Source organism: Novosphingobium sp. TCA1 (assembly GCF_009811895.1).
GTDB lineage: Bacteria > Pseudomonadota > Alphaproteobacteria > Sphingomonadales > Sphingomonadaceae > Novosphingobium > Novosphingobium panipatense_A.
In genome coordinates this window covers 25,762-51,655 of sequence record NZ_BLJH01000002.1, presented here as the reverse complement: position 1 = coordinate 51,655, position 25,894 = coordinate 25,762, and the positions used below count along the sequence as shown (strand labels likewise).

The 25,894-nt window shown below is 65.8% G+C and carries 23 protein-coding genes; 12 read left to right on the top strand and 11 right to left on the bottom strand.

Features of this window, described 5'->3' with window-relative positions:
• Positions 1–7: 7 nt before the first annotated feature.
• Complete coding sequence (locus tag NTCA1_RS03550) at positions 8–1,399, bottom strand: putative O-glycosylation ligase, exosortase A system-associated (protein ID WP_159828433.1); 1,392 nt, start codon at positions 1,397–1,399, stop codon at positions 8–10.
• Positions 1,392–1,619 carry a hypothetical protein gene (locus NTCA1_RS03545; RefSeq protein ID WP_159828430.1) on the bottom strand — a complete coding sequence of 76 codons (228 nt, stop codon included), beginning with the start codon at positions 1,617–1,619 and terminating at the stop codon, positions 1,392–1,394. Before NTCA1_RS03545 ends, NTCA1_RS03550 begins: the two co-directional genes overlap by 8 nt.
• A 65-nt stretch (positions 1,620–1,684) precedes the next feature.
• Between NTCA1_RS03545 and NTCA1_RS03540 the strand changes: the two genes are divergently transcribed.
• From NTCA1_RS03540 to NTCA1_RS03520, 5 genes are all read left to right on the top strand, one after another.
• Complete coding sequence (locus tag NTCA1_RS03540; RefSeq protein WP_159828427.1) at positions 1,685–2,926, top strand: TIGR04063 family PEP-CTERM/XrtA system glycosyltransferase; 1,242 nt, start codon at positions 1,685–1,687, stop codon at positions 2,924–2,926.
• 45 nt (positions 2,927–2,971) lie between these two features.
• Positions 2,972–4,789: a hypothetical protein gene (locus tag NTCA1_RS03535; RefSeq protein ID WP_159828424.1), complete on the top strand. Its 1,818-nt coding sequence runs from the start codon at positions 2,972–2,974 to the stop codon at positions 4,787–4,789.
• 251 nt (positions 4,790–5,040) lie between these two features.
• Positions 5,041–9,678 (top strand): glutamate synthase large subunit, encoded by a 4,638-nt coding sequence (gene gltB / locus NTCA1_RS03530; protein ID WP_159828421.1) that lies wholly within the window; start codon positions 5,041–5,043, stop codon positions 9,676–9,678.
• A gap of 17 nt (positions 9,679–9,695) precedes the next feature.
• Entirely contained in the window at positions 9,696–11,129 is a 1,434-nt protein-coding gene (locus NTCA1_RS03525) for a glutamate synthase subunit beta (protein WP_159828418.1), read from the top strand.
• A 149-nt stretch (positions 11,130–11,278) separates the two neighbouring features.
• Positions 11,279–11,587 carry a putative quinol monooxygenase gene (locus NTCA1_RS03520; protein ID WP_086492607.1) on the top strand — a complete coding sequence of 103 codons (309 nt, stop codon included), beginning with the start codon at positions 11,279–11,281 and terminating at the stop codon, positions 11,585–11,587.
• A gap of 57 nt (positions 11,588–11,644) precedes the next feature.
• Here NTCA1_RS03520 and NTCA1_RS03515 read toward each other — a convergent pair whose 3' ends face one another.
• Positions 11,645–12,334 carry a uracil-DNA glycosylase gene (locus NTCA1_RS03515; protein ID WP_159828415.1) on the bottom strand — a complete coding sequence of 230 codons (690 nt, stop codon included), beginning with the start codon at positions 12,332–12,334 and terminating at the stop codon, positions 11,645–11,647.
• Between the two features lie 65 nt (positions 12,335–12,399).
• Between NTCA1_RS03515 and NTCA1_RS03510 the strand changes: the two genes are divergently transcribed.
• The 3 genes from NTCA1_RS03510 to NTCA1_RS03500 are packed head-to-tail and all read left to right on the top strand — an operon-like array spanning position 12,400 to position 14,206.
• On the top strand, positions 12,400–13,023 hold the full coding sequence (locus NTCA1_RS03510) for a ribonuclease D (RefSeq protein ID WP_086492605.1): 624 nt from the start codon (positions 12,400–12,402) through the stop codon (positions 13,021–13,023).
• 17 nt (positions 13,024–13,040) lie between these two features.
• The gene (gene lptC, locus NTCA1_RS03505) at positions 13,041–13,688 is read left to right on the top strand and encodes an LPS export ABC transporter periplasmic protein LptC (RefSeq protein WP_086492604.1); all 648 of its coding nucleotides are present in this window, start codon (positions 13,041–13,043) and stop codon (positions 13,686–13,688) included.
• On the top strand, positions 13,685–14,206 hold the full coding sequence (locus NTCA1_RS03500; protein WP_159828412.1) for an LptA/OstA family protein: 522 nt from the start codon (positions 13,685–13,687) through the stop codon (positions 14,204–14,206). The genes lptC and NTCA1_RS03500 overlap by 4 nt, the downstream gene beginning before the upstream one ends.
• Positions 14,207–14,334: 128 nt before the next feature.
• Here NTCA1_RS03500 and NTCA1_RS03495 read toward each other — a convergent pair whose 3' ends face one another.
• From NTCA1_RS03495 to NTCA1_RS03475, 5 genes are all read right to left on the bottom strand, one after another.
• Positions 14,335–15,735, bottom strand: coding sequence for a sugar transferase (locus tag NTCA1_RS03495; RefSeq protein WP_086492602.1), 1,401 nt, complete (start codon positions 15,733–15,735; stop codon positions 14,335–14,337).
• 147 nt (positions 15,736–15,882) lie between these two features.
• Entirely contained in the window at positions 15,883–16,941 is a 1,059-nt protein-coding gene (gene holA, locus NTCA1_RS03490; RefSeq protein WP_159828409.1) for a DNA polymerase III subunit delta, read from the bottom strand.
• A gap of 13 nt (positions 16,942–16,954) precedes the next feature.
• Positions 16,955–17,464 carry an LPS assembly lipoprotein LptE gene (lptE, locus tag NTCA1_RS03485; protein WP_086492600.1) on the bottom strand — a complete coding sequence of 170 codons (510 nt, stop codon included), beginning with the start codon at positions 17,462–17,464 and terminating at the stop codon, positions 16,955–16,957.
• Positions 17,464–19,995 (bottom strand): leucine--tRNA ligase, encoded by a 2,532-nt coding sequence (gene leuS / locus NTCA1_RS03480; RefSeq protein ID WP_159828406.1) that lies wholly within the window; start codon positions 19,993–19,995, stop codon positions 17,464–17,466. Before leuS ends, lptE begins: the two co-directional genes overlap by 1 nt.
• A 74-nt stretch (positions 19,996–20,069) precedes the next feature.
• A complete protein-coding gene (locus NTCA1_RS03475; RefSeq protein WP_086492598.1) occupies positions 20,070–20,537 on the bottom strand; it encodes a DUF3576 domain-containing protein in 468 nt (155 codons plus the stop codon).
• Positions 20,538–20,848: 311 nt separating this feature from the next.
• Here NTCA1_RS03475 and NTCA1_RS03470 point away from each other — a divergent pair, with 311 nt between their 5' ends.
• Both NTCA1_RS03470 and phbB read left to right on the top strand, forming a co-directional pair.
• Positions 20,849–21,646 (top strand): hypothetical protein, encoded by a 798-nt coding sequence (locus NTCA1_RS03470; protein ID WP_236549084.1) that lies wholly within the window; start codon positions 20,849–20,851, stop codon positions 21,644–21,646.
• Between the two features lie 139 nt (positions 21,647–21,785).
• A complete protein-coding gene (gene phbB, locus NTCA1_RS03465; protein WP_086492597.1) occupies positions 21,786–22,508 on the top strand; it encodes an acetoacetyl-CoA reductase in 723 nt (240 codons plus the stop codon).
• Positions 22,509–22,583: 75 nt separating this feature from the next.
• On the opposite strand, the gene NTCA1_RS03460 is transcribed toward phbB, so the two are convergent.
• The gene (locus tag NTCA1_RS03460; RefSeq protein ID WP_086492596.1) at positions 22,584–22,910 is read right to left on the bottom strand and encodes a YnfA family protein; all 327 of its coding nucleotides are present in this window, start codon (positions 22,908–22,910) and stop codon (positions 22,584–22,586) included.
• Between the two features lie 89 nt (positions 22,911–22,999).
• Here NTCA1_RS03460 and NTCA1_RS03455 point away from each other — a divergent pair, with 89 nt between their 5' ends.
• On the top strand, positions 23,000–23,230 hold the full coding sequence (locus tag NTCA1_RS03455; protein ID WP_159828403.1) for a ribbon-helix-helix domain-containing protein: 231 nt from the start codon (positions 23,000–23,002) through the stop codon (positions 23,228–23,230).
• A 74-nt stretch (positions 23,231–23,304) separates the two neighbouring features.
• Here the strand turns inward: NTCA1_RS03455 and NTCA1_RS03450 are convergent, their stop codons facing one another.
• Both NTCA1_RS03450 and murA read right to left on the bottom strand, forming a co-directional pair.
• On the bottom strand, positions 23,305–23,526 hold the full coding sequence (locus NTCA1_RS03450) for a hypothetical protein (RefSeq protein ID WP_086492594.1): 222 nt from the start codon (positions 23,524–23,526) through the stop codon (positions 23,305–23,307).
• 73 nt (positions 23,527–23,599) lie between these two features.
• Complete coding sequence (gene murA, locus NTCA1_RS03445; RefSeq protein ID WP_086492593.1) at positions 23,600–24,883, bottom strand: UDP-N-acetylglucosamine 1-carboxyvinyltransferase; 1,284 nt, start codon at positions 24,881–24,883, stop codon at positions 23,600–23,602.
• A gap of 126 nt (positions 24,884–25,009) precedes the next feature.
• Between murA and NTCA1_RS03440 the strand changes: the two genes are divergently transcribed.
• A complete protein-coding gene (locus NTCA1_RS03440) occupies positions 25,010–25,891 on the top strand; it encodes a UTP--glucose-1-phosphate uridylyltransferase (RefSeq protein WP_086492592.1) in 882 nt (293 codons plus the stop codon).
• Positions 25,892–25,894: the final 3 nt, after the last annotated feature.

Below are 25,894 nucleotides of genomic sequence, written 5' to 3'. Positions count from 1 at the left end.
AATCTTCTCAAGCGCCCTCTTCCCGCAACCTTCCCGGCGTCTTCATGCCGCCGATCCGCCGCGCGCCCGCCCGTAACACCCCCTCCCCGGAGGCCGTCTCGATTCGCTTGAGATAGCTCCACAACCCGCACTGAAGGCCGATCAGCATGAGAATGAAGGGCTGGAAGGCGATGCCCACGAAAAGCGAGCCGATCAGATAGACCACTTGCGCCAGCTGCAGCGCGATCGCCAGCGGCGCCACCCAGCTCTCGTCCGGGCCCGTGCGCTTCCTCCAGCTGCGGCGGATCTGCTCCATCTGCAGCAGGCCGGTCAGTTGCAGCAGGATCCACAGCCCGAATCCGGGGAAGCCCTGCTCGCCCAGCATCTCGAAGTAGCTGGAATGGAAGGCACGGCCCTGCTCGACGATGTGCTCGCGGCTGATCACCGTGCTGCCGTCCACGGTCTTGCGCATGACGGTATCGTATTCGACGCGGCTGGACTGGTTGACCACGAAGCCGCCACCGAGCGGATGCTCCTTCACATAGCCCCAGGTCCATTTCCACACACCCAGGCGCGTGCTGGCGGACTGGTCGGCCTCGTGATTCTCGATCGTGCCCATCCGCGCGAGGAAGGCGGGCGGCAGGAACGGCACCGCGACGATCACCGCCAGGGCCATGCCCCCCGCGATCAGCACCTTGTGCCGCGCGGTCCTCAGATAGAACAGGCACAGCACGCCCAGGCACACCAGCCCGGTGCGCGCCTGCGTGCCAACCGGGATCAGCGAACAGGCGAAGATCAGCGCGGCGGCAAACAGATAGACCCGCCAATCCGCGGGAAACACGGTGCCGTGCTTCACCAGCCAGAGCACGATGGGGATGATCGAAATGGCCACCGCCGAAAGGATCGAACCTTCGTAAAGGCCGGTATTGTTCTCCACGAAGATGCGCAGGGTCCCGTAGCCGCCGCCGCCGCCCGCGGTCTTGAGGCCGCCGTCGATAATCAGCGCGCTTGCGGCCAGCACCATGACCAGGGCCACCGCCTCGATCCGCAGGCGCGTGCGCAAGGTGAAGGGCAGGAAGATCGCGAAGACCAGCGCTTTCCAGACCCAGGCCCACTTCTCGGCCGCCTCCACAGGATAATCGGCCGTGAAAGTGGTGAACCCGCAATAGAGCAGCAGCGCCACCAGAATGCCCTGGCGCAGGGTGAAGCGCGAATCGCGCTTGTCGTCGAAGGCCACCCAGCCAAGGAAAGCCGCCGCGAAGGCCATGAGCGAGATCGGCAGACGGGACAGGATGCCCCAGGAAATGATCTGCGGGCTGACGATATCGACATAAAGATAGCAGAGCACCCAGAGGAATGGGCGCCGGAAGCCGATCAGCAGGAAGCACACGACGAATCCGGTCAGCGCAAGGTCAAGCATCGTTGCTGTCCCCCCCGCCGCTGCCCTTGTCCTCGCTGCCGCCCGGCCAGCGCATCTCGCGGCGGACGGCGCCTTTTCGGCCCGAAACCTGTCGAGAGGTGCTATCCGCGCGAGGCGCCTCGCGCGCCACTTCCTCATCCAGATCCGGGCGGAACAGCAGCCGCCAGGCGGCGAGTGCCAGCAAGCCATGGCTCAGGGCAAGAGCAAGGATGTCCACCATTGCCCGGGGCCTACCAGCGCGGAGTTGACGCGGCGTTAAGCCTTGCAGACATAGGAATTACCGCCATGACCCGCATCCTTCACGTTCTCGACCATTCGCTGCCGATGCACAGCGGCTATACCTTCCGCACCCGTGCGATCCTGAAGGCGCAGGAGGCCATGGGCTTCGAGATCAGGGGCATTACCGGCATACGCCACAAGGCGGAAGGCCCTGCCGTGGAGCAGGCCGACGGCCTTGTCTTCCACCGCACCGAAGGAACCGTGAGCGGCCCGCCGGGCCTTCGCGAATGGCGCGAGATCGCCCTTTTCGCCGAATCGATCGAGCGGCTGGTGCGGGAGTGGCGGCCCGATGTGCTCCACGCCCATTCCCCCTCGCTCTGCGGTGCCGCCGCCGCGCGCGTGGCCCGCCGCCATGCCATCCCGCTGGTCTACGAAATCCGCGCCTTCTGGGAAGACGCAGCGGTCGGCAACGGCACGGGCACCGAAGGCTCGCTCAAGTACCGGCTCACCCGCGCCCTGGAGAACCGCGTGATCGCGCGCGCCGATGCCGTGGTGACGATCTGCGAGGGCCTGCGCACCGACCTGATCGCGCGCGGGGTTCCCGCCGCGAAGATCTCGCAGATGCCCAATGGCGTCGACCTCGACCTTTTCGGCGCGCCCCCCGCCCGCGATCCCGTGCTGGCCCGCGAACTCGGCTTCGAGCGGGACGGTAGGCCCTGCCCGGTGATCGGCTTCATCGGCAGCTTCTACGATTACGAGGGGCTGGACGACCTGATCGCCGCCATGCCGCTGCTGCTGGAGCGCCAGCCCGACGCGCGCCTGCTGCTGGTCGGCGGCGGCCCGCGCGAGCAGGCCCTCCGCGCGCAGGCGCAGGCCTCGCCCGCCGCCGCCGCGATCCGCTTCATCGGCCGGGTGCCGCATCATGAGGTAGAGCGCTACTACGCGCTGGCCGACGTGATGGCCTATCCGCGCAAGAAGAGCCGGTTGACCGACCTCGTCACCCCGCTCAAGCCGCTGGAAGCCATGGCCCAAGGCAAGCTGGTCGCCGCCAGCGACGTCGGCGGCCATCGCGAACTCGTGACTCACGGCCGGACCGGCGTGCTGTTCGCCCCCGACGATCCCGCCGCCTGCGCGGCTACCCTTGCAGACTTGCTGGAAGCGCGCGAATCGTGGGAAAGCTACCGCGAAGCCGGGCGCCGTCATGTACGGGAACGGCACGATTGGGCCGCAAATGCCCGCCATTATCGAGACGTTTACCAAATGGTGGCACCTCTCGACGCACGAAAAGGGCTGGAAACCGCTGCGTGAGCTGGCAGGTTTCCTCCATCAGGATCTCAGAACGGGGTTAACGACGTGGCGAAACCAGAAAACAGGAAACCCCAACCGATCAGCCGGCACCCCCTGTTCCCGGCGATTGTCGCGCTGTGGTTCGCCGCCCTGTTCGGCCTCGGATCGCTCATCGTCAGCCCGGCACTGATCGAGCGGATCGTTTCCGCCGCCGGTATCGACAAGATCCTGCCGATGGCCGCGCCGCCGCTCGGCACCACGGCACGCATCCTCTTCGCGTTGGCGCTGACGGGACTCGGCGGTCTGGTCGGCCTCGTCGCAGGCCGCCGCGTCGCGCAGACCGCCGAGGAAGCGCCTGCCCGCATGCCCTTCGCCGGTCTCGAAGCTGGTGAGGTCACCGTCGAGCCGGAAGCCGAATCCGCAGAGGAACCCGCGCGTCCGGCGCTTCCCCGCCGCCGCCGCGCCTTCGCCCTGGTGGCCGAGGACGCCGCGCCGCTCGCCCCGGAAGAAGCAGAAGCCCCCGCTGAAACCGTCTCAGCCGAGCAACCACCGATTCTCAACCTCTCCGAACTGGACCTTCAGAGCATCGAGGCCGCCGCACTCACCATACCGGCACCCGCCCCGGAAGAGCGCGCGCTTGAAACAGAAGCCCCGGTAGATGCACCGATTCCCGCCGAATGGTCGCTGACCGAGGGCAAAAGCGAAAGCCCCCTCGCCGCCGAGTCCGAAGACGAAGCTGAAAGCGAAGAAGAGAAAGGTCCGTTCGGCCGAATCCCGGAATGGCTCGAACCGCGCCAGGATCCCCACCCCTTCTCCCCGGCACGCTGGGCCGCCGCCCGCGAAGACGCCGACGAGATTCCCGAGCCTGCCGTGCAGACGAAGCCGGAAGACCTGAGCAATCGCCTGTTCGAAGCCTATTCGCGGCCCCTGTCGGAAAACCGGCAGGCCACCGAGGTCCAGCCGCTCTTCGCGCAGGACACCACCGAATCGACCGGGACTTCCGCCGAGGACGAACGCCTCCCCGCGGCGGAGCGCATCGCCGGTGCCCATCTCGAAGACCTGTCGCAAGTGGAACTGCTGGAACGTCTGGCCCTGGCGATGGAACAGGAGCGTCGCCGCCGCGCCGGATCTCCCGGACCGGACTCGACGCCGCCCGCAGCCGCCCCGCAAAGCGTTTCGGAAAATGCGGTGGAGAGCGGCGGGACCATCGCCTTCCCCTCATCGGCGCCGATCGAATTCCCCGACAGCGATGCGCCGAAGAGCTTCGCGCTCCCGCGTCTTGCCCCAGTCGCCGATACGCTCGCCGATACGGTAGCCCCTTTCGCTGCCCCCCTGCGCCCCGTGCCGGACAGCGAGCGGAACGAACCCGAAATCGCCCCTGCCGCGACGACCCGCATTCCCGCGGCGCTGCGGCCGGTCGGCTTCGACGCCTTCGGCCATGACGACGCGGACGACGCCCTGCCCGGCTATGTCCCGCCGCGCCATATCGGCCTTGCCCCCACGCATCAGGCTGTTGCAGCGGAACCGATCGCCGCTGAGGACGAGCAGGACGAAGCGGAGGACGCCGGAAAGTACGCGGCCTTCAACACGCTTTCGGCAGACTTCGATTACCGCGAGGCGCCCGAGGACGACGAGGAGGAAGCCGTGCTCGAACGGGGCTATTCCTCGCTGCTCAACCTCACCCGCCAAGCGCCGCGCCAGAACTTCGTGCGCTTCGACGAACCGGCCGCCGAGGTCCTCCAGTCAAACGAGCTGGAAGCATCGTCCGACGAAGAATCCGCCCATCGTCCCTTCGACCCTCCGGCCCGCCCGGATCCTACCGAAACCGAAAAGGCCCTGCGCGCGGCACTCGCCACCTTGCAGCGCATGAGCGGAGCCGCCTGACGGGGCTCCGTTTCCGGCGAAAGACGCGTCTCACGCAACTGAAACGCATCTTCGCATAACAAAATTCCCTTTTTTACCGCGCACACGCACCGAATTTTGCGCGAACCCCTGTCTTCGCCATTGCAAAAGCGTCCCGTAATCGTCATGGGGGCGCTTGGGACCACCATGACGCACCAAGGCGCCGCACGATTCGTGCGGGTCTGGAGCGACGCATGGTCCCCGGCAAAAAATGACAGGATGGGTTTTTATCGATGGGATTTCCTAAGCCCCAGGGCCTTTATGATGCGCGTAATGAACACGATGCTTGTGGTGTGGGTTTCGTAGCCCATATCAAAGGCCAGAAAACGCATGCAATCATTACTCAGGCGCTGGAAATCCTGAAAAATATTGACCACCGCGGTGCGGTGGGCGCCGATCCCCTGCTGGGTGACGGCGCAGGAATCCTGACGCAGCTTCCCGATACCCTGTTCCGCAGCTGGGCCGCCGCCACCGGCGTGACGCTGCCGCAGGCGGGCGACTATGCCGTCGCCATGTGCTTCCTGCCGCAGGACGAGGCCAGCCGCGACCTGATCACGCAGACTTTCGAGAAGTTCATCGCCAAGGAAGGCCAGCACCTGATCGGCTGGCGCGACGTGCCCGTCACGCTCGACGGCCTCGGCAAGACCGTGATCGATTCGATGCCGGTGATCCGCCAGTGCTTCGTCGGCCGCGGTGAAAACTGCGCCGATCAGGACGCTTTCGAGCGCAAGATCCTGGCGATCCGCAAGCAGACGCAGAATCCGCTCAAGGCCATGGCCGAAAAGCACGACCTGCCCGGCCTGACCGAGCTTTACATGCCGAGCTTCTCCAGCCGCACGATTGTCTACAAGGGCCTGCTGCTGGCGACCCAGGTCGGCTCGTTCTACGACGACCTGCGCAATCCCGAGTTCGTCTCGGCGCTCGGCCTGGTCCACCAGCGTTTCTCGACCAACACCTTCCCGAGCTGGAAGCTGGCGCACCCGTTCCGCTTCATGGCCCACAACGGCGAGATCAACACCGTTCGCGGCAACGTGAACTGGATGAACGCCCGCCGCCGCACCATGGAATCGGAGCTGCTCGGCGCCGATCTCGACAAGATGTGGCCGCTGATCCCCCACGGCCAGTCGGACACCGCCTGCCTCGACAATGCGCTCGAACTGCTGCTGGCGGGCGGCTATCCGCTCGTCCACGCAATGATGATGCTCATCCCGGAAGCCTGGGCGGGCAATGCGCTGATGACGCCGGAACGCCGCGCGTTCTACGAATATCACGCCGCCCTGATGGAACCCTGGGACGGTCCGGCCGCCGTGGCCTTCACCGATGGCCGCCAGATCGGCGCCACCCTCGACCGCAACGGCCTGCGCCCCGCGCGCTTCCTCGTCACCGATGACGACATCTGCGTCATGGCTTCGGAATCGGGCGTGCTCCCGATCAAGGAAGACAACATCGTCCGCAAGTGGCGCCTCCAGCCCGGCAAGATGCTCCTGATCGACTTCGAACAGGCCCGCATCATCGAAGACGAAGAGATCAAGACCCAGCTCGCCAACGAAGAGCCCTACGAAAAGTGGCTTGAGCAGGCGCAGTACAAGCTGGCCGATCTCGACGTGATCGAGCCCGAACTGGCCGAGCTGCCCCAGCCGACCGGCACTCTGCTCGATCGCCAGCAGGCCTTCGGCTATACCCAGGAAGACGTCAGCCGCTTCCTCGAACCGATGGCCGTCAATGCCGACGATCCGCTCGGCTCGATGGGCACCGACACGCCGATTCCGGTGCTGTCGAACAAAGCGCGCCTGCTCTACGACTACTTCAAGCAGAACTTCGCACAGGTCACCAACCCGCCGATCGACCCGATCCGCGAGGAACTGGTGATGAGCCTGGTCACCATGATCGGCCCGCGCCCGAACCTGCTCGGTCATGACGCGGGCAGCCACAAGCGCCTGGAAGTCAGCCAGCCGATCCTGACCGACCTTGGCCTTGCCAAGATCCGCTCGGTGGAAGCCGCGCTCGACGGCGCCTTCCGCACCGAGACCATCGACATGACCTGGGATGCCGCTTCCGGCGTCGAAGGGCTGGAGATGGCGATCAAGGAAATGTGCTGGGCCGCCACCGAAGCGGTGCTGGCGGACAAGAACATCCTCGTCCTGTCCGACCGCGCCCAGGGCCCGGACCGCATCCCGATGCCGGCACTGCTGGCGACGGCCGCCGTCCACCACCACCTCGTCCGCCAGGGCCTGCGCATGCAGACCGGCCTCGTCGTGGAAACCGGCGAAGCGCGCGAAGTGCATCACTTCTGCGCTCTGGCCGGCTACGGCGCGGAAGCGATCAACCCCTATCTGGCGCTCGAAACCATCGAAGCCGTGCGCGTTCGCAAGAACCTGCCGGTGACGGCGGAGCAGGCGGCGAAGAACTACGTCTACGCCATCGGCAAGGGCATCCGTAAGGTCATGTCCAAGATGGGCATCTCGACCTACCAGTCGTATTGCGGCGCGCAGATCTTCGACGCCGTCGGCCTCTCGACCGCTTTCGTGGACAAGTACTTCACCGGGACCGCCACCTCGATCGAGGGCGCGGGCCTGGCCGAGATCGCGGCGGAAACCGTGCAGCGCCACAACGCGGCCTACGGCGACAACCCGATCTACGCCAACATGCTCGACGTCGGCGGCATCTACGGCGCGCGCGTGCGCGGCGAGGAACATGCCTGGACCTCCGAGAACATCGGCGCGCTCCAGCACGCGGTTCGCGGCAATGTCCCCGCCAAGTACGAGGAATTCGCCCGCACCATCAACGACCAGTCGACCCGGATGCTCACCATCCGCGGGCTGATGGAATTCGCCCCTAGCCAGGCGATCCACATCTCCGAGGTGGAACCGGCCAGCGAGATCGTGAAGCGCTTCGCCACCGGCGCGATGAGCTACGGCTCGATCTCGTGGGAGGCGCATACCACGCTGGCACTGGCGATGAACCGCATCGGCGGCAAGTCGAACACCGGCGAAGGCGGCGAGGATCCCTCGCGCTTCAAGCCCCTGCCGAACGGCGACACCATGCGGTCGTCGATCAAGCAGGTCGCCTCGGGCCGCTTCGGCGTGACCACCGAATACCTCGTCAATGCCGACGACATCCAGATCAAGATGGCCCAGGGCGCCAAGCCCGGCGAAGGCGGCCAGCTGCCGGGTGACAAGGTGGACAAGACCATCGGCGCCACCCGTCACTCGACACCGGGCGTCGGCCTGATCTCGCCGCCGCCGCACCACGACATCTACTCGATCGAAGACATCGCGCAGCTCATTCACGATCTCAAGAACGTGAACCCGACCAGCCGCGTCTCGGTGAAGCTGGTGTCCGAAGTGGGCGTGGGCACGGTCGCGGCGGGCGTTTCCAAGGCCCGCGCGGATCACATCACGATCTCGGGCTACGAAGGCGGCACCGGCGCTTCGCCGCTAACCTCGCTGACCCACGCGGGTTCGCCCTGGGAAATCGGCCTGGCCGAAACCCAGCAGACCCTGCTGCTCAACAACTTGCGCAGCCGCGTGGTGGTCCAGGCCGACGGCGGCCTGCGCACCGGCCGTGACGTCGCCGTGGCGGCGCTGCTCGGCGCGGAAGAGTTCGGCTTCGCCACCGCACCGCTGATCGCGGCGGGCTGCATCATGATGCGCAAGTGCCACCTCAACACCTGCCCGGTCGGCGTCGCCACCCAGGACCCCGTCCTGCGCGCCCGCTTCACCGGCCAGCCCGAGCACGTGGTCAACTACTTCTTCTTCGTCGCCGAGGAACTGCGCGCGATCATGGCGCAGCTGGGCTTCCGCACGATCGCCGAAATGGTCGGCCGCGTGGACAAGCTCGACATGAAGAAAGCGATCTCGCACTGGAAGGCCAAGGGCGTGGACCTCTCCAAGGTCCTCTACCAGGCCCCGCTGGGCGACAGCCCCTCGCTGGGCTGGAGCGAGCTGCAGGACCACGGCCTCGAGAACGCACTCGACAACAGCCTGATCGCCGCCGCTGCCGATGCGCTGGAGGGCCGCCAGCCCGTCCGCATCGAAAAGAGCGTCATCAACGTCAACCGCACGGTCGGCGCGATGCTTTCGGGCGAAGTGGCCCGTCGCTACGGCCATGACGGCCTGCCCGACAACACCATCAACGTGAAGCTCACCGGCGTCGCCGGCCAGAGCTTCGCCGCCTGGCTCGCCCACGGCGTCACGCTCGACCTGACCGGCGATGCCAACGACTATGTCGGCAAGGGCCTTTCGGGCGGCCGCGTGATCGTGCGCCAGCCCGGCCATGTGAACCGCGATCCGCTCAAGAACATCATCGTCGGCAATACCGTGCTCTACGGCGCGATCTCCGGCGAGGCGTTCTTCAACGGCGTCGGCGGCGAGCGCTTCGCGGTCCGCAACTCGGGCGCGATCGCGGTCGTCGAAGGCTGCGGCGACCACGGCTGCGAGTACATGACCGGCGGCGTCGTGATGGTGCTCGGCAAGACCGGCCGCAACTTCGCGGCAGGCATGTCCGGCGGCATCGCCTACGTCTACGACGAGGACGGCGAGTTCGACAGGCTGGTCAACCCCGCAATGGTGGACCTGCTCAAGATCTCCGCCGAAGCCGACGAGGAAGAAGGCACCGGCCGTCCCCAGCAGCGCACCGTCTCGGTCCGCGACCTGGGCATGGGCGACATGCTGCGCCACGATGCGGAGCGCCTGCGCATCCTGCTCGAACGCCACCACCTGCACACCGGCTCGAAGCGGGCCCGCGCACTGCTCGACGACTGGTCGAACGCGCTGGGCAAGTTCGTCAAGGTGATGCCGCGCGACTACGCGAAGGCTCTGCGCCAGCAGGAGGCTGAACGCCTCGAAGCCGCTTCGGTCGCAGCAGAATAAGATCGGGAATTAGTAAGATGGGCAAGGAAACCGGCTTCCTCGAACTGGACCGCCAGGACCGCACTTATGGCGATGCCAAGGAGCGCCTCAAGAACTACAACGAGTTCGTCGTCCCGCTGGCGCCGCAGGCGCTCAAGGACCAGGCCTCGCGCTGCATGAACTGCGGCGTGCCGCACTGCCACACCGGCTGTCCGGTCAACAACATCATCCCGGACTGGAACCACCTGGTCTACGAGGACGACTTCCGCAACGCGCTGGAAGTCCTCCATTCGACCAACAACTTCCCCGAGTTCACCGGCCGCATCTGCCCCGCACCCTGCGAGGCGGCCTGCACCCTGAACATCATCGACCAGCCCGTCACCATCAAGTCGATCGAATGCGCGATCGTCGACAAGGGCTGGCAGGAAGGCTGGATCACGCCCAAGCCCGCCGCGAAGAAGACCGGCAAGTCGGTGGCCGTGGTCGGTTCCGGCCCGGCCGGCATGGCCTGCGCCCAGCAGCTGGCCCGCGCCGGCCATTCGGTGACGGTGTTCGAGAAGAGCGACCGCGTCGGCGGCCTGCTTCGCTACGGCATCCCTGACTTCAAGATGGAAAAGCACCTCATCAACCGCCGTCTCGTGCAGATGATGGCGGAAGGTGTGGAGTTCAAAACCTCCACCGAAGTCGGCGTCAGCGTCTCGGTCGCCTCGCTCAAGGAAAACTTCGACACCGTCGTCTTCGCGGGCGGCGCCGAGGATCCCCGCCCGCTGAACATTCCGGGCTTCGAACTGCCTGGCGTGCGCTTCGCGATGGAATTCCTCACCCAGCAGAACAAGCGCAACGCGGGCGACGACGAACTTCGCGCCGCCCCGCGCGGCACGCTTTCGGCCACCGGCAAGCACGTCATCGTCATCGGCGGCGGCGACACCGGCTCGGACTGCGTGGGCACCTCGAACCGCCAGGGCGCCGCTTCGGTGACCCAGCTCGAAATCATGCCCAAGCCGCCGCTGCATGAAAACAAGGCGATGTCCTGGCCGAACTGGCCGCTCAAGCTGCGCACCTCGTCGAGCCACGAGGAAGGCGTCGAGCGCGACTGGGCCGTGCTGACCAAGCGCGTCATCGGCGACAACGACGTGCGTGCCCTCGAATGCGTCCGCGTCGAGTGGAAGGACGGCAAGATGCAGGAAGTGGAAGGCAGCGAGTTCACGCTCCAGGCCGACCTCATCCTGCTCGCCATGGGCTTCGTCGGCCCGCGCAAGGCCGGCATGCTCGACCAGTCGGGCGTCGATCTGGACGCGCGCGGCAACGTCAAGGCCACCATGGCCGACTACCGCACCAGCGATCCCGCCATCTACTCCTGCGGCGACATGCGCCGTGGCCAGTCGCTGGTGGTCTGGGCCATCCGCGAAGGCCGCCAGTGCGCGCGCGCTGTGGACGAAGCGCTCATGGGTGCTTCCGAACTGCCGCGCTGAGCCCGGCAGACCTCGATTTCGGGAAAGGGCGCTCCGCAAGGGGCGCCCTTTTTCGTTTACCAGTTGCCGACGCTCCGGCGATCACTCCTGCCCAGCGGTTGACCGCCGCGCCGCTCTCGCTGAGCCTACCACGGACGATAGGAGGCCGAATGCTGTTGGAAATCGCGGAAATCGAAGTGCGCGCCGGGGCGGAGGAAAGCTTTGCCGAAGCCATGCACCGGTCAGGCCTGTCCGATCTGGCCGCCTGTGAAGGCGTCGTCTCGGTCCGTTTCGGACGCGGGGTGGAGAATCCGTCGAAATTCACCTTCAACGTCGTCTGGACATCCATGGAAGCGCACGAAGCCGCGCGCGGGCTGGATGCCTTCGGTCGCTTCCGCGCGGCCTTCGGCGACATGGGCGTGGGCGGAGCGATGAGCCACTACGTGATGGACGAAGCCATCCCGGGCGCTTCAGCCTGACGTCGTCCCGGACCTGATCCGGGACGACGACCTTTCCATTAGACCTTACCAATCGGCCTACCAGTCGATCGTTCCGCGACCGTGCTCCGCCAGAAACGCATTGGCCTTGCTGAAATGACGGCACCCCAAAAACCCACGATGGGCCGACAGCGGACTGGGATGCGGGGCATTCAGCACCAGATGGTGGCTCGACGCCAGCCCCGGCACCCGCATCGCCTTTTTCTGAGCGTGACTGCCCCACAGCAGGAACACGCAAGGCTCCGCCTTGGCGGCGACCGCCGCGACGGCTGCATCGGTGATCGCTTCCCAACCCTTGTTCTGGTGCGAACCGGCCTGTGCTTCCTCCACCGTCAACGCATTGTTGAGCAGCAGCACGCCCTGCCGCGCCCAGTGTTCGAGATTGCCGTGCCCCGGCGGGGTCACGCCGCAGTCGCTCGCCAGTTCCTTGTAGATATTGACGAGCGAGGGCGGCACTTTCACCCCTTCCGGCACCGAGAACGACAGGCCATGCGCCTGCCCCGGCCCGTGATAGGGATCCTGCCCCAGGATAACGACGCGCACGGAATCGAGCGGCGTCAGTTCCAGCGCCCTGAGCCGACTGCCACGCGGCGGATAGATTCGCCTGCCCGCAGCCTCTTCGGCCTTGAGCCACCCGCCCAGTCGGCGCGATTCGGGGGAATCGAGCACCCCGCCGAGAGCCGGTTGCCAGGATGGCGGCACGCCCTGAAGCGATCCCGAGACGTCCATTCGCGCCGTACTCCCGCCTAAACCATTTGCGAAACCGAGGCCCAGTCCCTAAGCATTTTAGGACCATGGCTGTCTATCTCCACGAAGAAGATCTCCCCGAAGGCGTGCTTGCGCCGGGACCCGTTGCCGTCGACACCGAGACGATGGGCTTGATCACCCCGCGCGACCGCCTTTGCGTGGTCCAGATTTCCGACGGACAGGGCGACGAGCATCTCGTACGCTTTGCTCCCGGCAGCGACTTTGCCGCGCCGAACCTGAAGGCGGTACTGGCCGATCCGGCCCGGCTGAAGCTCTATCACTTCGCCCGGTTCGACCTGGCGGCGATAGAGCACTACCTGGGGGTCACCGCCGCGCCGGTGTTCTGCACCAAGATCGCCAGCAAGCTGACCCGCACTTATACCGACCGTCACGGCCTCAAGGACCTCGTGCGCGAACTGCTCGGCAAGGAAGTGTCGAAGCAGCAGCAGTCGAGCGACTGGGGCGCGGCCGAACTGACCGAGCCGCAGAAGGAATACGCCGCCTCGGACGTGCGTTACCTGCACGCCATGCACGAAATCCTGGTGGTCCGCCTCGCCCGCGAGAATCGCACCGAGATCGCCCAGGCCTGCTTCGATTTCCTGCCCGCCCGCGCCCGGCTCGACCTTGCAGGCTGGCCCGATCACGATATCTTCAGCCACGAAGCCGCCTGACCGGAGCCTGATCACGCATGTCGGTCGAAGCCAACCAGGTCCGCAACCGCCGCCGGCAATTCGCCGCGCCCGGCGGCTCGCACGATCGCATGGTGTCGATCCTGGCCAAGGCCCTGCCCGCAGGCATCGGCCTGGTCGCCGCCGTGATGATCCTGGTCCCGCTCTCTCCGCGCGGAGAGATCAGCTTTCTGCTCGACCGCAACAAGGTGGCGACCACCGGCGAACGTATCGCCGTCTCGCGCGCCGCCTATCGCGGGCAGGACAACCAGGGCCGCGATTTCGTGGTCACGGCGGGCACGGCGGTGCAGCGCTCGCCCGAAATTCCCATCGTCGAGATGGAAACGCTGGTCGCCCAGATGAACTTGCGTGACGGCCCGGCGGATATCGCCGCGCCGCGCGGCGCCTACAATTTCGACAACGACACCATGGCGGTGGACGGCCCGGTCAACTTCAAGTCGTCCGACGGCTACACCATGACCACCAGCAAGGTCGACGTCGACATCAAGCAGAAGCTGGCCGTCGCATCGGGCGGTGTGCAGGGCACCGTGCCCTCGGGCACCTTCAAGGCCGATACGATGCACGCCGATCTCGACACCCGCACCGTTACACTCGAAGGCAATGCCCGGATGCGCATCACGCCCGGCAAGCTGAGGATGCCGCAATGACCCGCCGCTTTTTTGAATCCCGCTCGGTTCGGATCGCTCTCGCCGTACCGGTGGCAGGCCTTGCCCTGTTCGCGGCCGGCCAGCAGCTCGGCGCGCAGGCGATCTCGGGCCACAACTCGAACGCCCCTGTCGATTTCGGTGCCGACCGGATCGAGCTTCAGGACAAGCAGAACCGCGTGGTGCTGACCGGCAATGTCGACATCACCCAGGCGGACCTGCGCCTGCGCGGCGCCCGCACGGTGATCGATTTCACCAAGGGCGACCAGACCCAGGTCCAGCGCATCACCGCCAGCGGCAATGTCGTCGTCACCCGGCAGGACCAGGTGGCCACGGGCGACACCGCCATCTACGATTTCAACCAGCGCATCATCACCATGGTCGGCAATGCCTCGCTCAAGCGCGGCACCGGCGATACCTTGCGCGGCGGCCGTTTCGTGATGGACCTCAAGAGCGGCGTCTCCTCGGCCTCGGGCGGCCGCGTGAAGGGCACCTTCAACGTTCCCAAGAAGAACAACTGAGAACCCGGCGCCGGTTCTACCGGCGGCCCCCAAAGCAAAAGGCCGGTCACGACTTCGATGTCGTGACCGGCCTTTTGCTTTGGGAGAAAGGACAAGCCCTCGGGAAGGCCGGTCCTCCTCGTTGAAGATCAGAACGCCCGGTCGTGAACCAGCACCCGCGCGGTCAGGAAGATGATGTGCAGGTCGCGCATGATCGTCCAGCCTTCGAGATATTCGAGGTCCGACTGGAGACGGTTGATGAGATCCGATTCCTGGTCGGTGGCGCCGCGATAGCCGCGCACCTGGGCCAGACCGCTGAGACCCGGCTTCAGGCAGTGGCGCTGCCAGTAGCGGCGGTCCACTTCCCAGAACAGCTTGTCGCCCGCCAGCGAGCCCGTGGCGTGGGGACGCGGCCCCACCAGGCTCATGTCGCCCAGCAGCACGTTGAAGAGCTGCGGCAGCTCGTCGATGCTGGTGCGGCGGATGAAGCGGCCCACGGCGGTGATGCGCTGGTCTTCCTTGGAAGCCGAGACATTGCCGTTGGTATCGCACAAGGCCTGCGTCATGCTGCGGAACTTGTACATGTTGAAGAAGGTATTGCCGCGGCCCATGCGCCGCTGGACGAAGAACACCGGCCCGCCGTCCTGCAACTTGACCGCCAGCGCCACCACCAGCAGCAACGGCGAGAGCGCAAGGATCGCGCCGCCGGAAAAGGCGACGTCGAAGATGCGCTTGATCGCACGTTCGCGCAGGCCCAACGGCCCTGCGGAGACGAGCAGCAGTCCGTGCTGCCCGGTCACCCGCGCACCCTGGGCGCCGAGACGCGCCACTTCGTCGTCCAGCACTTCGCCATCGACATTGGCGCCCTTGAGCACCATTGCCCATTCGGCGCGGCGATCGGCAGGGCAGCTTACCACCACCCGGTCGATATTGCGCAGGACAAGGCCGACGCGGTCGAGCGAGTCCGGGTCCTTGAGATTGGGGCGCAGGCCCATGGCCGCCGCCGATACGCGGATCGCGCCTGCCATGCGCAGCTGCGGCCCGCCATCGTCGATGATCAGTTCGTTGATCACGTTGGCGCCGCAGCGCCAGCGCACGAAGCTGCGCAACTGAAGCCGCGACCAGGCGATCAGCGCCATGGCGCAGATCACGCCGCCGCTGAAGGCGCCGCGAGACAGTTCCGCCGACGATTTCATCAGGAACTGCACGAAGACGACGACGACGACCGCCACCACCATGGAGACTTCGGCACGGAAGATCCCGCGCCAGCCGTCGCGCAGGGCGTCGGTGGAATAGGCCGCGTTGTACAGCGCCAGCGTGAGGAAGATCGGCAGCAGCACTTGTCCGTAGACGAGTGCCATCTGCAATCCCCGGCCCGTGTCATAGAGCCAGCCGGCAAGGGCGAAGCCTGCCAGAAGGGCCGCGAGGTCCCCAACCAGCAAGGCGAGATAACATTGAAGCCGCCGACGTTCGAGCGAAGGTGCGACGAGAAGTTCGTCTACTTCGGAGCGCTGAACGGCTTGGGTCGATACTGCAAATGGCGCATTCATGCGTTCAACACTCCCGATTGTCGAACTCATGCCCCCCGGATCCCCTCGTCCTGTCCTAAGGCTTGTACCACGGATTCCTTTCCGTGCTGCACTGCAATAGGCGAATGTCCTTATGAACATTCCATCGGCGTGGGAAAGCCGATTCAGTTAAGCTGTTCTTTTTATCCGTTGTTTGCCATCAATCGTAGCAATTCTGGCTATTTCGACTAACCCTTCTGCCAGCAGAAGGTCGGCGTCCTGGCTATTGCTCAAAAGCGATTGGTGCATCGCAATAAGACGGGCCACCAGGCGCTCCAAACGATTACCACGCCAGATACGCAATTGCACCCCGAGTGCTGGTTTGTCCTTCCAGAAAATTCGGCGCGCGGAAGCCTCGGCCTCGATCAGGGCGCCCGGATCGCCGGTCCTGCCGAGTCGCGAATTGAGGCCCGCCAGTTGCGCGGTGCGCCGCTCGAAGGCAAGCAGCAGGCCGACCGCGTTGATGCCCTGGTCGCGCATCCGCTTGAGTTCCGGGCCGATTGCCTCGCGCTTGCCGCCCAGAACGGCATCGACCAGCGGGCCGAAGTCGTCATCCTCGGTCGCAGCGCCCACCGCATCGAGGTCGGCGCCCGAAACCGGGCGCGGGGTTTCCGCGCTGGCATCGAGATAAAGCGCCAGCTTGGTCACTTCCGACCGTGCCAGCCGGGTATCGAGGCCGGAAGCCCGCGCGATTCGCTCGGCCAGGTCGCTGCCCATCTTCAGGCCCGCGCCATTGGCCATGGTCCGCACGGCACCGGTCACCGCGGCCAGATCGGGTGGGTAGAACATGGCGACCAGTCCGTCCGGCCGGGCCGCCAGCAGCTTCGCCGTACGCGACTTGTCGGTCGCGCCGGTCGCCACGATCAGGACCGGACAGGCATCGACCCCGTTTTCGAGCAGGATCTGCACCGCGTCATGCGCCTCATCGCCCTGGGCACGGACCCAGATATGGCGCGAAGTGCCGCCGAACAGCGAATTGGAACGGGCCTCATCGCCCAGCTTGACCGGATCGCGGCGCAGCTCCGAACCGGACATCTCCACCCGCTCGCCCGGTTCGGACAGGAGCGAGACGATCCTGGCGGCGGCATCGCTGGCACCGGCCTCGTCCGGGCCGCAAAAGAAGAAAACCCGCGCCTGCTGAGCGGCGCGGGCTGCAAGGCCGCCGAAATCCTTCTGGGTGGCTTTCACCGCGTCACGCCGTCTACTGCTTGGTATCGCCGCGCAGGCGCAGGGCCACGGCGGTGACGATGCGCGTCGCGATGTCCTTGGACATGTTCTCCAGCGCCGTCTGTTCGGCCGCGATCGTGGCATAGTCGGACGAAACCACGTCGATTCCCGCATCGGAACCGGCCGTGGCATCGAGCACGATTTCCTGATTGGACATGTCGACGAGCTGATAGCGCGCACGCAAGGTGCGGCGTTCACGGCCGATGGTGTCGTCCGAGAGCAGGGCGAAGCCTTCGAGCTTGTCGTCAAGCCGGATGTCGAGCCGGTAGCGCGGCGCTTCACCCGCCTTGTCGGCACCGAGCTGGTCGGTGATGGCGTTGCGGACCAGCCAGCCCGCGCGCCCCTCGATCGCGGCGACCTGCACGCCCTGAAGGCCGCGCGCCACCGCGCCGTTGCCGCCGCCGGCATACATCGGCTGGAGGCCGCACCCGGAAAGCAGGGCGGCCCCGACGAATGCCGGACCCAGGAGGCGCAGGAAACGCATCACGCGACGAGATTGACCAGGCGGTCGGGGACGACGATCACTTTCCTCACCTCGGCTCCATCCAGCGCACGCTGCACTTTCTCGCTGGCAAGGGCAAGGGCTTCAAGCTCTTCCTTGGAAGTGCCCTTGGCGACGGTGAGGGTGTCGCGCAGCTTACCCTTCACCTGGACGGCCACGGTCACTTCGTCCTCGACCAGCAGCGCCGGATCGACTTCGGGCCATGCCGCCTGCGAGACGAGGCCTTCCCCGAACTGGGCGAATGCCTCTTCGGCAAGGTGCGGCATCATCGGCGAGACGAGCAGCAGAACCGTGCGGATCGCGTTCGAGCGGCTGGCCGAAGGGGCCGCCTTCTCGACCGCGCCGGTCAGTTCGTAGATGCGTGCCACGGCCTTGTTGAAGCCCAGCGATTCGATGTCCGAAGCGACAGCGGCCACCGTCTGGTGGACCTTGCGGTCAATCGCCTTGTCCTCGCCGGTCGCCGCAGCGTCGTACTGGGCGAATAGGCGCCACAGGCGCTGGACGAAGCGGCCGCAGCCTTCGATGCCAGCTTCCGACCACGGCAGGTCGCGCTCCGGCGGGCTGTCCGACAGCATGAACCAGCGGATCGCGTCGGCGCCGTAGGTGGCGACGATCTCGTCGGGATCGACCACGTTCTTCTTCGACTTCGACATCTTGATGACGCGGCCGATCTCGACCGGGGCGCCATCGGCCTTGAGCGTCGCGGTTTCCGCGCCGCGCTCGATCTCGCCGGGCGAGAAGTAGACCGGCTGGCCATTGGCATCGTTGATGCGGAAGTAGGTTTCGTGCGTGACCATGCCCTGCGTGAACAGGCTGGCGAAGGGCTCCTTCACCTCGATCTTGCCGATGCGGGCCAGCGCGCGCGTCCAGAAGCGGGCGTAGAGCAAGTGCAGGATCGCGTGCTCGATACCGCCGATATATTGCTCCACCGGCAGCCACTCGGCAATTTTTGCCGGGTCGAACGGACGATCCTCGGGCTGGCTGGCGAAGCGCAGGAAATACCACGAGGAATCGACGAAGGTATCGAGCGTGTCGGTCTCGCGGCGGGCGGCGTGGCCGCACTGCGGGCAATCGACATGCTTCCAGGTCGGGTGGCGGACCAGCGGGTTGCCGGGAGTCGCGAAATCGACGTCCTCGGGCAGCGTGACCGGCAGGTGCTTCTTGGGCACCGGCACCACGCCGCAGACCTCGCAGTGGATGAACGGGATCGGCGTGCCCCAGTAGCGCTGGCGCGAAACGCCCCAGTCGCGCAAGCGCCATACGGTCTTGCCCTCACCCCAGCCTTCGGCCTCGGCACGCGCGATGACGGCGGCCTTGGCATCCTTCACGGCCATGCCGTTGAGGAAGTCGGAATGGACGCAGACGCCGTCACCGGCCTCGGACTCGCCATCGAACGGCTTGTCGGCATCGGCTTCGCTTGCCGCGACGACACGCAGGATCGGCAAGCCGTACTTGGTGGCGAATTCGAAGTCGCGCTGGTCGTGGCCGGGAACGGCCATGACCGCGCCGGTGCCGTAGTCCATCAGCACGAAGTTGGCGATGTAGACCGGCAGGTCGGCGCCCGTGAACGGGTGCCTGGCCTTGATGCCGGTGTCGAAGCCCAGCTTCTCCGCGGTTTCCAGTTCGGCCGCGGTGGTGCCGCCCTGCTTGCACAGCGCGATGAAGTCCTCGACCTCGGGGCGGCCGACGGCAGCCGCCTGCGCGATCGGGTGATCGGCAGCGACGGCCACGAAGCTGGCACCGAAGATCGTATCCGGGCGGGTCGAGTAGACTTCCACCGAGCCGATCCCGCCGACTTCGGCGGTCAGATCGAACTTGAACTGCAGGCCTTGGCTCTTGCCGATCCAGTTCTCCTGCATCGTGCGGACCTTCTCGGGCCACTTGTCGAGCGTGGAGAGGCCTTCCAGCAGCTCGTCCGCGAAGTCGGTGATCTTGAGGAACCACTGGGAGAGCTTGCGCTTCTCCACCAGCGCGCCCGAGCGCCAGCCGCGCCCGTCGATCACCTGCTCATTGGCAAGCACGGTCTGGTCGACCGGATCCCAGTTGACCGCCGATTCCTTGCGGTAGACCAGGCCGTTCTCATAGAGGTCGATGAACAGCGCCTGCTCGTGACCGTAGTATTCCGGCTCACACGTGGCGATTTCGCGGCTCCAGTCGAGCGCGAAGCCCAGGCGCTTCAGCTGCGCCTTCATGTTGGCGATGTTCTCGCGCGTCCAGTCGCCGGGGTGGACGCCCTTTTCCATCGCCGCGTTCTCGGCGGGCATGCCGAAGGCGTCCCAGCCCATCGGATGGAGCACTTCGTGGCCGGTCATGCGCTTGTAGCGCGCCAGCACGTCGCCCATCGTGTAATTGCGGACGTGGCCGATATGGATGCGCCCCGAAGGATAGGGGAACATCTCAAGCACGAAGCTGCGCGGCTTCGACGAGGTATCGTCAGCCTTGAAGCACTGCGCGTCGTCCCACGCAGCCTGCCAGCGCGTGTCCGCCTGAGCCGGATCGAACCGCTCGGTCATCTCTATCAAGTCTCCTGCGAGCTTCTGCCGCCCGCGCAATTGGAACTGCGGGCCGGTTCAGCCCGCAGGGAAAATCAGCCGCCGATCGAATCGCGACGCAGGTCGCGGGCGCGGGTGAGGATGATGTCCTCAAGCTTCTGCACGGTGGCGGCCTGCACCGGCGCCGGAGCCCAGGCGCCGTTTGCCGAGACTTCGCGCTGCGCGGTAACGCGCAGGGCATCGGCGCGCAGGTCCTTGTCCAGGATCATGACGGTGACCTTGACGCGCTCACCCGGCTGCTTGGGGTTGACGTACCAGTCGGTGACGATGACGCCGCCCGCGCTGTCCGACTGGAGCAGCGGCATGAACGACAGCGAATCGAGGCTAGCGCGCCAGAGATAGCTGTTCACGCCGATCGTGGTCACCGCCGAAGGTGCGATCGAGGAATTCACCTGCTTGCGGCCACCGCCACAACCGGCCAGCGCAAGCGCGGCCACGGCGCAGAAGCCCGCGGTTGCCAGCGATCGAGCGGAGAGAAGGCCGGTATGGGTGCTGCCTGTCATCGTAATTCCCAGTTCCTGTCTTGGCGAAGGCGCCGGACTTCCCGCGCGCCAGCCGTGAAACGCCTCTATAGCCGCCGCTGCCCGGGCGGCAAGTGCGGCTTGATCAGCTTGCAGCCATAACCGTGCCATGGCTAAACACCGGCTGAACGGAGCAAACCGTGACGGAGCGTGACGGACCGTGACGGGCAGCCCTCCCTTTCGCGATCATCCTGTGTTAAGCTCGCGGATCGAGGATAAGGCCATCGATCCCGCTGCCAGATGATGGAACGGCGGAAACGACAGAAAGAAGATCGGCAGGAACGACTCTTGTGATGGATACGCAGCGCGCTCACTTGCAGAATGGGCATCCCCAGAACGGCGCCCTTTCGAAAGGCGGCATGAAGACCAGCCTGATGCTGGCCTGCTGCGTGACCGTGCTTGCGCTGCCCAGCGCCGTCCTGGCCTTCACCACCACGTTCAAGGCCGATCCTTCCGATCGCGCGATCGGCGCGCTCGACCCGGAAACCACGCCGGAGAACCTGTCGCGCGCGATTGCGATGCGCTCGCTGAGCGACGGCGAACGCTTTCCCTTCACGCCCGCCGGCCCCTCGGCCCGCCGCGACCGCGCGGTGACCGTGGCGGTGCGCGTCGACCCGGAAGCCGCCCAGGCCATCATCGTGCGTAACCGCAACCAGATCGCCCGCAGCGACGTGCCGCTGGTCGGCAACCTGAAGATCGCGCCGACCGCCTTCAACCTGGGCGTGGCGCGCGGCTACCAGAACTTCGCGCCGGACATCTCCGCCGCCGCTTCGGCCGCCACGGCGCCGCGCGGCATTTCCGATGCGCCCGAGCTCAAGAAGTTCAGCCTTCAGTCGGGCAGCGCCGAACCCAAGGAGCCGCGCTTCACCACCCGCCTCTCGATCGACGAGAAGCGCGCCCCCGGCCGTGCGCCCCACACTTTCGCGGGCGAGGCGGGCGAGGTCGATGTAGGCGGATCCTACCGCGTGACCAACAATCTCGATCTTACCGCAGGCCTGCGTTACTCGCAGGAGCGCGAGCGTCTGGTGCCCCTGACCGATGGACGGCAGGATAGCCAGGCGGTCTATGTCGGGACCCAGTTCAAGTTCTGATTTTTGCAAGTGAGCTTGCATTTCAATCAAGTCATTTCGGCGTAAATAAACCTTGCTGACCCCGGGCTTCCGCTTGCCCTGCCCTGTGCCTTTTCCTAGCCTGTCCTTGGTGGATGCTCACTAAGCGAAAGGCTTTATAATGGCGCGCGTTGCTATCGTTACCGGTGGAACCAGAGGTATCGGGGAGGCCGTTTCGCTGGCCCTCCAGGAAAGGGGCCACACTGTAGTTGCAAATTACGCAGGCAATGACGAAAAGGCTAAGGCCTTTACCGAAAAGACCGGAATCGCTGCCTACAAATGGGACGTGGGCGACCATGAAGCGACGCTGGACGGCGTGGCCCGCGTGACCGAGGAAGTGGGCCCGGTCGATATCGTCATCAACAACGCCGGCATCACGCGCGACGGCGTGCTTCACAAGATGACCTTCGACGACTGGAACGAGGTCATGCGGATCAACCTCGGCGGCTGCTTCAACATGGCCAAGGCGACGTTCCCCGGCATGCGTGAGCGGGGTTGGGGCCGGATCGTCAACATCGGCTCGATCAACGGCCAGGCCGGGCAGTACGGCCAGGTGAACTATGCCGCCGCCAAGTCCGGCATCCACGGCTTCACCAAGGCCCTGGCCCAGGAAGGCGCCAAGTACGGCGTCACCGTCAACGCCATCGCGCCGGGCTATATCGATACCGACATGGTCGCGGCCGTTCCCCCGCCGGTGCTGGAAAAGATCGTCGCCAAGATCCCGGTCGGCCGCCTCGGCAGCGCCTACGAGATCGCGCGCGGCTGCGCCTTCCTCTGCTCGGAGAACGCCGCATTCGTGACCGGCTCCACGCTGAGCATCAACGGCGGCCAGCACATGTACTGATCAGGGACGGGACCGGGCTCTTCGGCTCGGTCCCTCCTTTTATCAGGCCCAGTTTTTACCTAAGCCCAGTTTTTCTTAGGCCCGGTGCGGGCCGAACAGGATCACCGCCGCGCCCGTCAGGCAGATCGCGGCGCCGCCAAGGTCCCAGCGGTCCGGGCGCACACCCTCGGCTATCCACAGCCACAGCAGCGCCGACATGATGTAGATGCCGCCGTAGGCCGCATAGGCCCTGCCCGCATTGCTGCTGTCCACCAGGGTGAGCAGCCAGGCGAACAGCACCAGCGAGGCACAGCCCGGCACCAGCCAGAACGCCGGTTTTCCCATCCGCAGCCAGGCCCAGAACGCGAAGCAGCCGCCGATCTCGGCCAGCGCCGCGCCGATGTATATGATGATGCTTTGCATTTTCGCTGGATAGCGCCCGGACGCCGCCCTGTCTGCCGCCTTTGTCTGCCGTCTTTCCCTTTCGGCATTGCGGCTGTTAGACAGGCCGGATGACCTCGATCTATCACCCGCCGGTCAAGCGCTCGATCGAGATCGCCGGGCACAAGACGTCCATCAGCCTGGAGCCCCTGTTCTGGGACCTGCTGCGGCAATGCGCCTTGCGGGAGAACGTGCCGATCAATGCCCTGGTGGCGCGGATCGATGCGGAGCGGCTTGAGGCCGACACGCCGCCCGGCCTCGCCAGCGCGATCCGGGTCTGGCTGGTAGCCGCCCTCCCCTGAAACAGGCAAAAGGGCGGAAACCTCGCGGCTCCGCCCCTTTACTTCGGTGGTTCTTGGGGGTGGCTCTCAGGCAATCAGTAGCTCGACGGCGGATCGCTGGCCGGAAAACTCTCGTCGATCGCCTCGTCGGTCTTGGACCAGCGCGGCGGCTTGTTGGTCATGTTTTCCGGTCCGGCATCGCGGACCCTGTAGTTGTCGGGCCCGCCCGCCGTGGCGGTCTGCTCGCCAGCGCGGTTGGCATATTTGTAGAGCGCGTAGCCGATGGCACCGGCTGCGGCCAACTTGATCAAGCCCATGATCGTTGCTCCTCTCGGGGTCACCCTTTCGGGATTCAGGTGGAGCAACGCGCCGCCGGGCCGATAGGTTGCCTTATTCGCCGCCGACCCGTTCGATCTGCGCGCCGACCAGAGCCAGCTTTTCCTCCAGCCGCTCATAGCCGCGATCGAGGTGATAGAGGCGGTGAACCTGCGTCTCGCCCTCGGCCGCAAGACCGGCGATGACCAGGCTCATCGAGGCGCGGAGGTCGGTCGCCATGACTTCGGCGCCGGTCAGCTTCTGCACGCCGTGAACCACGGCAGTACGGCCCTTGGTCTCGATATGCGCGCCCATGCGGTTGAGTTCGGGAACGTGCATGTAGCGGTTCTCGAAGATCGTCTCGGTCAGCACGCTGGAGCCTTCGGCGCGGCAAAGCAGTGCCATGAGCTGCGCCTGCATGTCGGTGGCGAAGCCGGGATAGGGCGCGGTCGACAGGGTGACCGGCTTCAGCGGGCCGTCCGCAGCGACGTGAAGACCGTCGGCAGTCTGCTCGACATGGACCCCGGCATCGCGCAGCGCCTGCACGGTGGCTTCCATGTCCTCGATCTTGGCGCCCTTCAGCGTGACTTCGCCGCCGGTGATCGCCGCCGCGCAGGCATAGGAACCTGCCTCGATGCGGTCGGGCATGACCATGTAGGTCGCGCCGTGCAGACGGCTGACGCCGTGGATGGTAAGGTCCGAAGTGCCGATGCCCTCGATCTGCGCGCCCATCGCGACCAGCAGGTTGCAGAGGTCGACGATCTCCGGCTCGCGCGCGGCGTTATGCAGGGTGGACTTGCCCGTGCAGAGCACCGCCGCCATCAGCGCGTTCTCGGTCGCGCCGACCGAGACGACCGGGAACGAATAGCGCCCGCCCGGCAGGCCGCCGTCGGGGGCAATGGCGCGGACGTAGCCCGCCGCCATCTCGATCTGCGCGCCGAGCGCTTCCAGCGCCTTCAGGTGCAGGTCGATCGGGCGGTTGCCGATGGCGCAGCCGCCGGGCAGCGACACGGTGGCCTCGCCCATGCGCGCCAGCATCGGGCCGAGCACCAGGATCGAGGCACGCATCTTGCGAACGAGATCGTAGGGCGCCACCGAACTGGTGATTCGCGTCGCCTGAAGCGTCATCACCCGGCCGAAATCTTCCGGCCGGCTGCCCGCGATCATCGTCGAGATGCCGAACTGGTTCATCAGATGCTGGAAACCGTCGATGTCCGCCAGGCGCGGCAAGTTCCGCAAAGTCAGCGGTTCTTCGGTCAACATAGCGCAAGGCAGCAGCGTCAGCGCCGCGTTCTTCGCGCCGGAAACGGGGATGGTGCCGGCAAGGCGCTTGCCGCCTTCGATGATGATCTTGTCCATGGCCGCTCTTTAACCGGATTTGGCCGTGCAGCAAGCACACCTCGGAGAAAGATGGATGGACTGTTGCGCTGCATCTGCGAAGCGGCTTTAATCGCACTGTAACCAAACGGAGTCAGACCCTTACCTATGTCTGCACCACAGTTCAAAAAGCCCGTCCGAAAAGCCGTATTCCCGGTAGCAGGACTTGGAACCCGCTTTCTTCCCGCAACAAAGGCGATCCCGAAGGAACTTCTTCCCGTCGTCGACCGGCCGCTGATCCAATACGCGGTGGATGAAGCGCGCGAGGCGGGAATCGAAGAGTTCGTCTTCGTGACCGGCCGCGGCAAGACCGCCATCGTCGAACATTTCGACACGGCCTATGAACTGGAAGCGACGATGTCCGCCCGCGGCAAGTCGCTCGATCCGCTGGAACCCACCCGTATCCAGCCCGGTAATCTCGTGACCGTGCGCCAGCAGGTGCCGCTCGGCCTCGGCCATGCCGTGTGGTGCGCCCGCGCCGTCATCGGCGACGAGCCTTTCGCGATCTTCCTGCCCGACGAACTGATGTACGGCTCGCCCGGCTGCATGAAGCAGATGGTCGATGCCTACAACGAAGTGGGCGGCAACCTCGTCTCGGTGCTGGAAGTGCCGATGGAGGAAGTCTCCAGCTACGGCGTGATCGCACCGGGCGCCGTGAACGGCGCGCTGACCGAAGTGAAGGGCCTGGTCGAAAAGCCCAAGGTGGCCGAAGCGCCTTCGAACAAGATCGTCTCGGGCCGCTACATTCTCCAGCCGGAGATCATGGGCCTGCTCGCCAACCAGGGCAAGGGCGCGGGCGGCGAGATCCAGCTCACCGATTCGATGGCCAAGCTGATCGGCGAGCAGCCGTTCCACGCGGTGACGTTCGCAGGCCAGCGTTTCGACTGCGGCTCCAAGGTCGGCTTCGTGGAAGCGACTCTCGCCATCGCCCTCGACCGCCCGGACATGGGCGGCGAAGTGCGCACCATCGCGAAGAAGCTGCTGGGCTGAGGC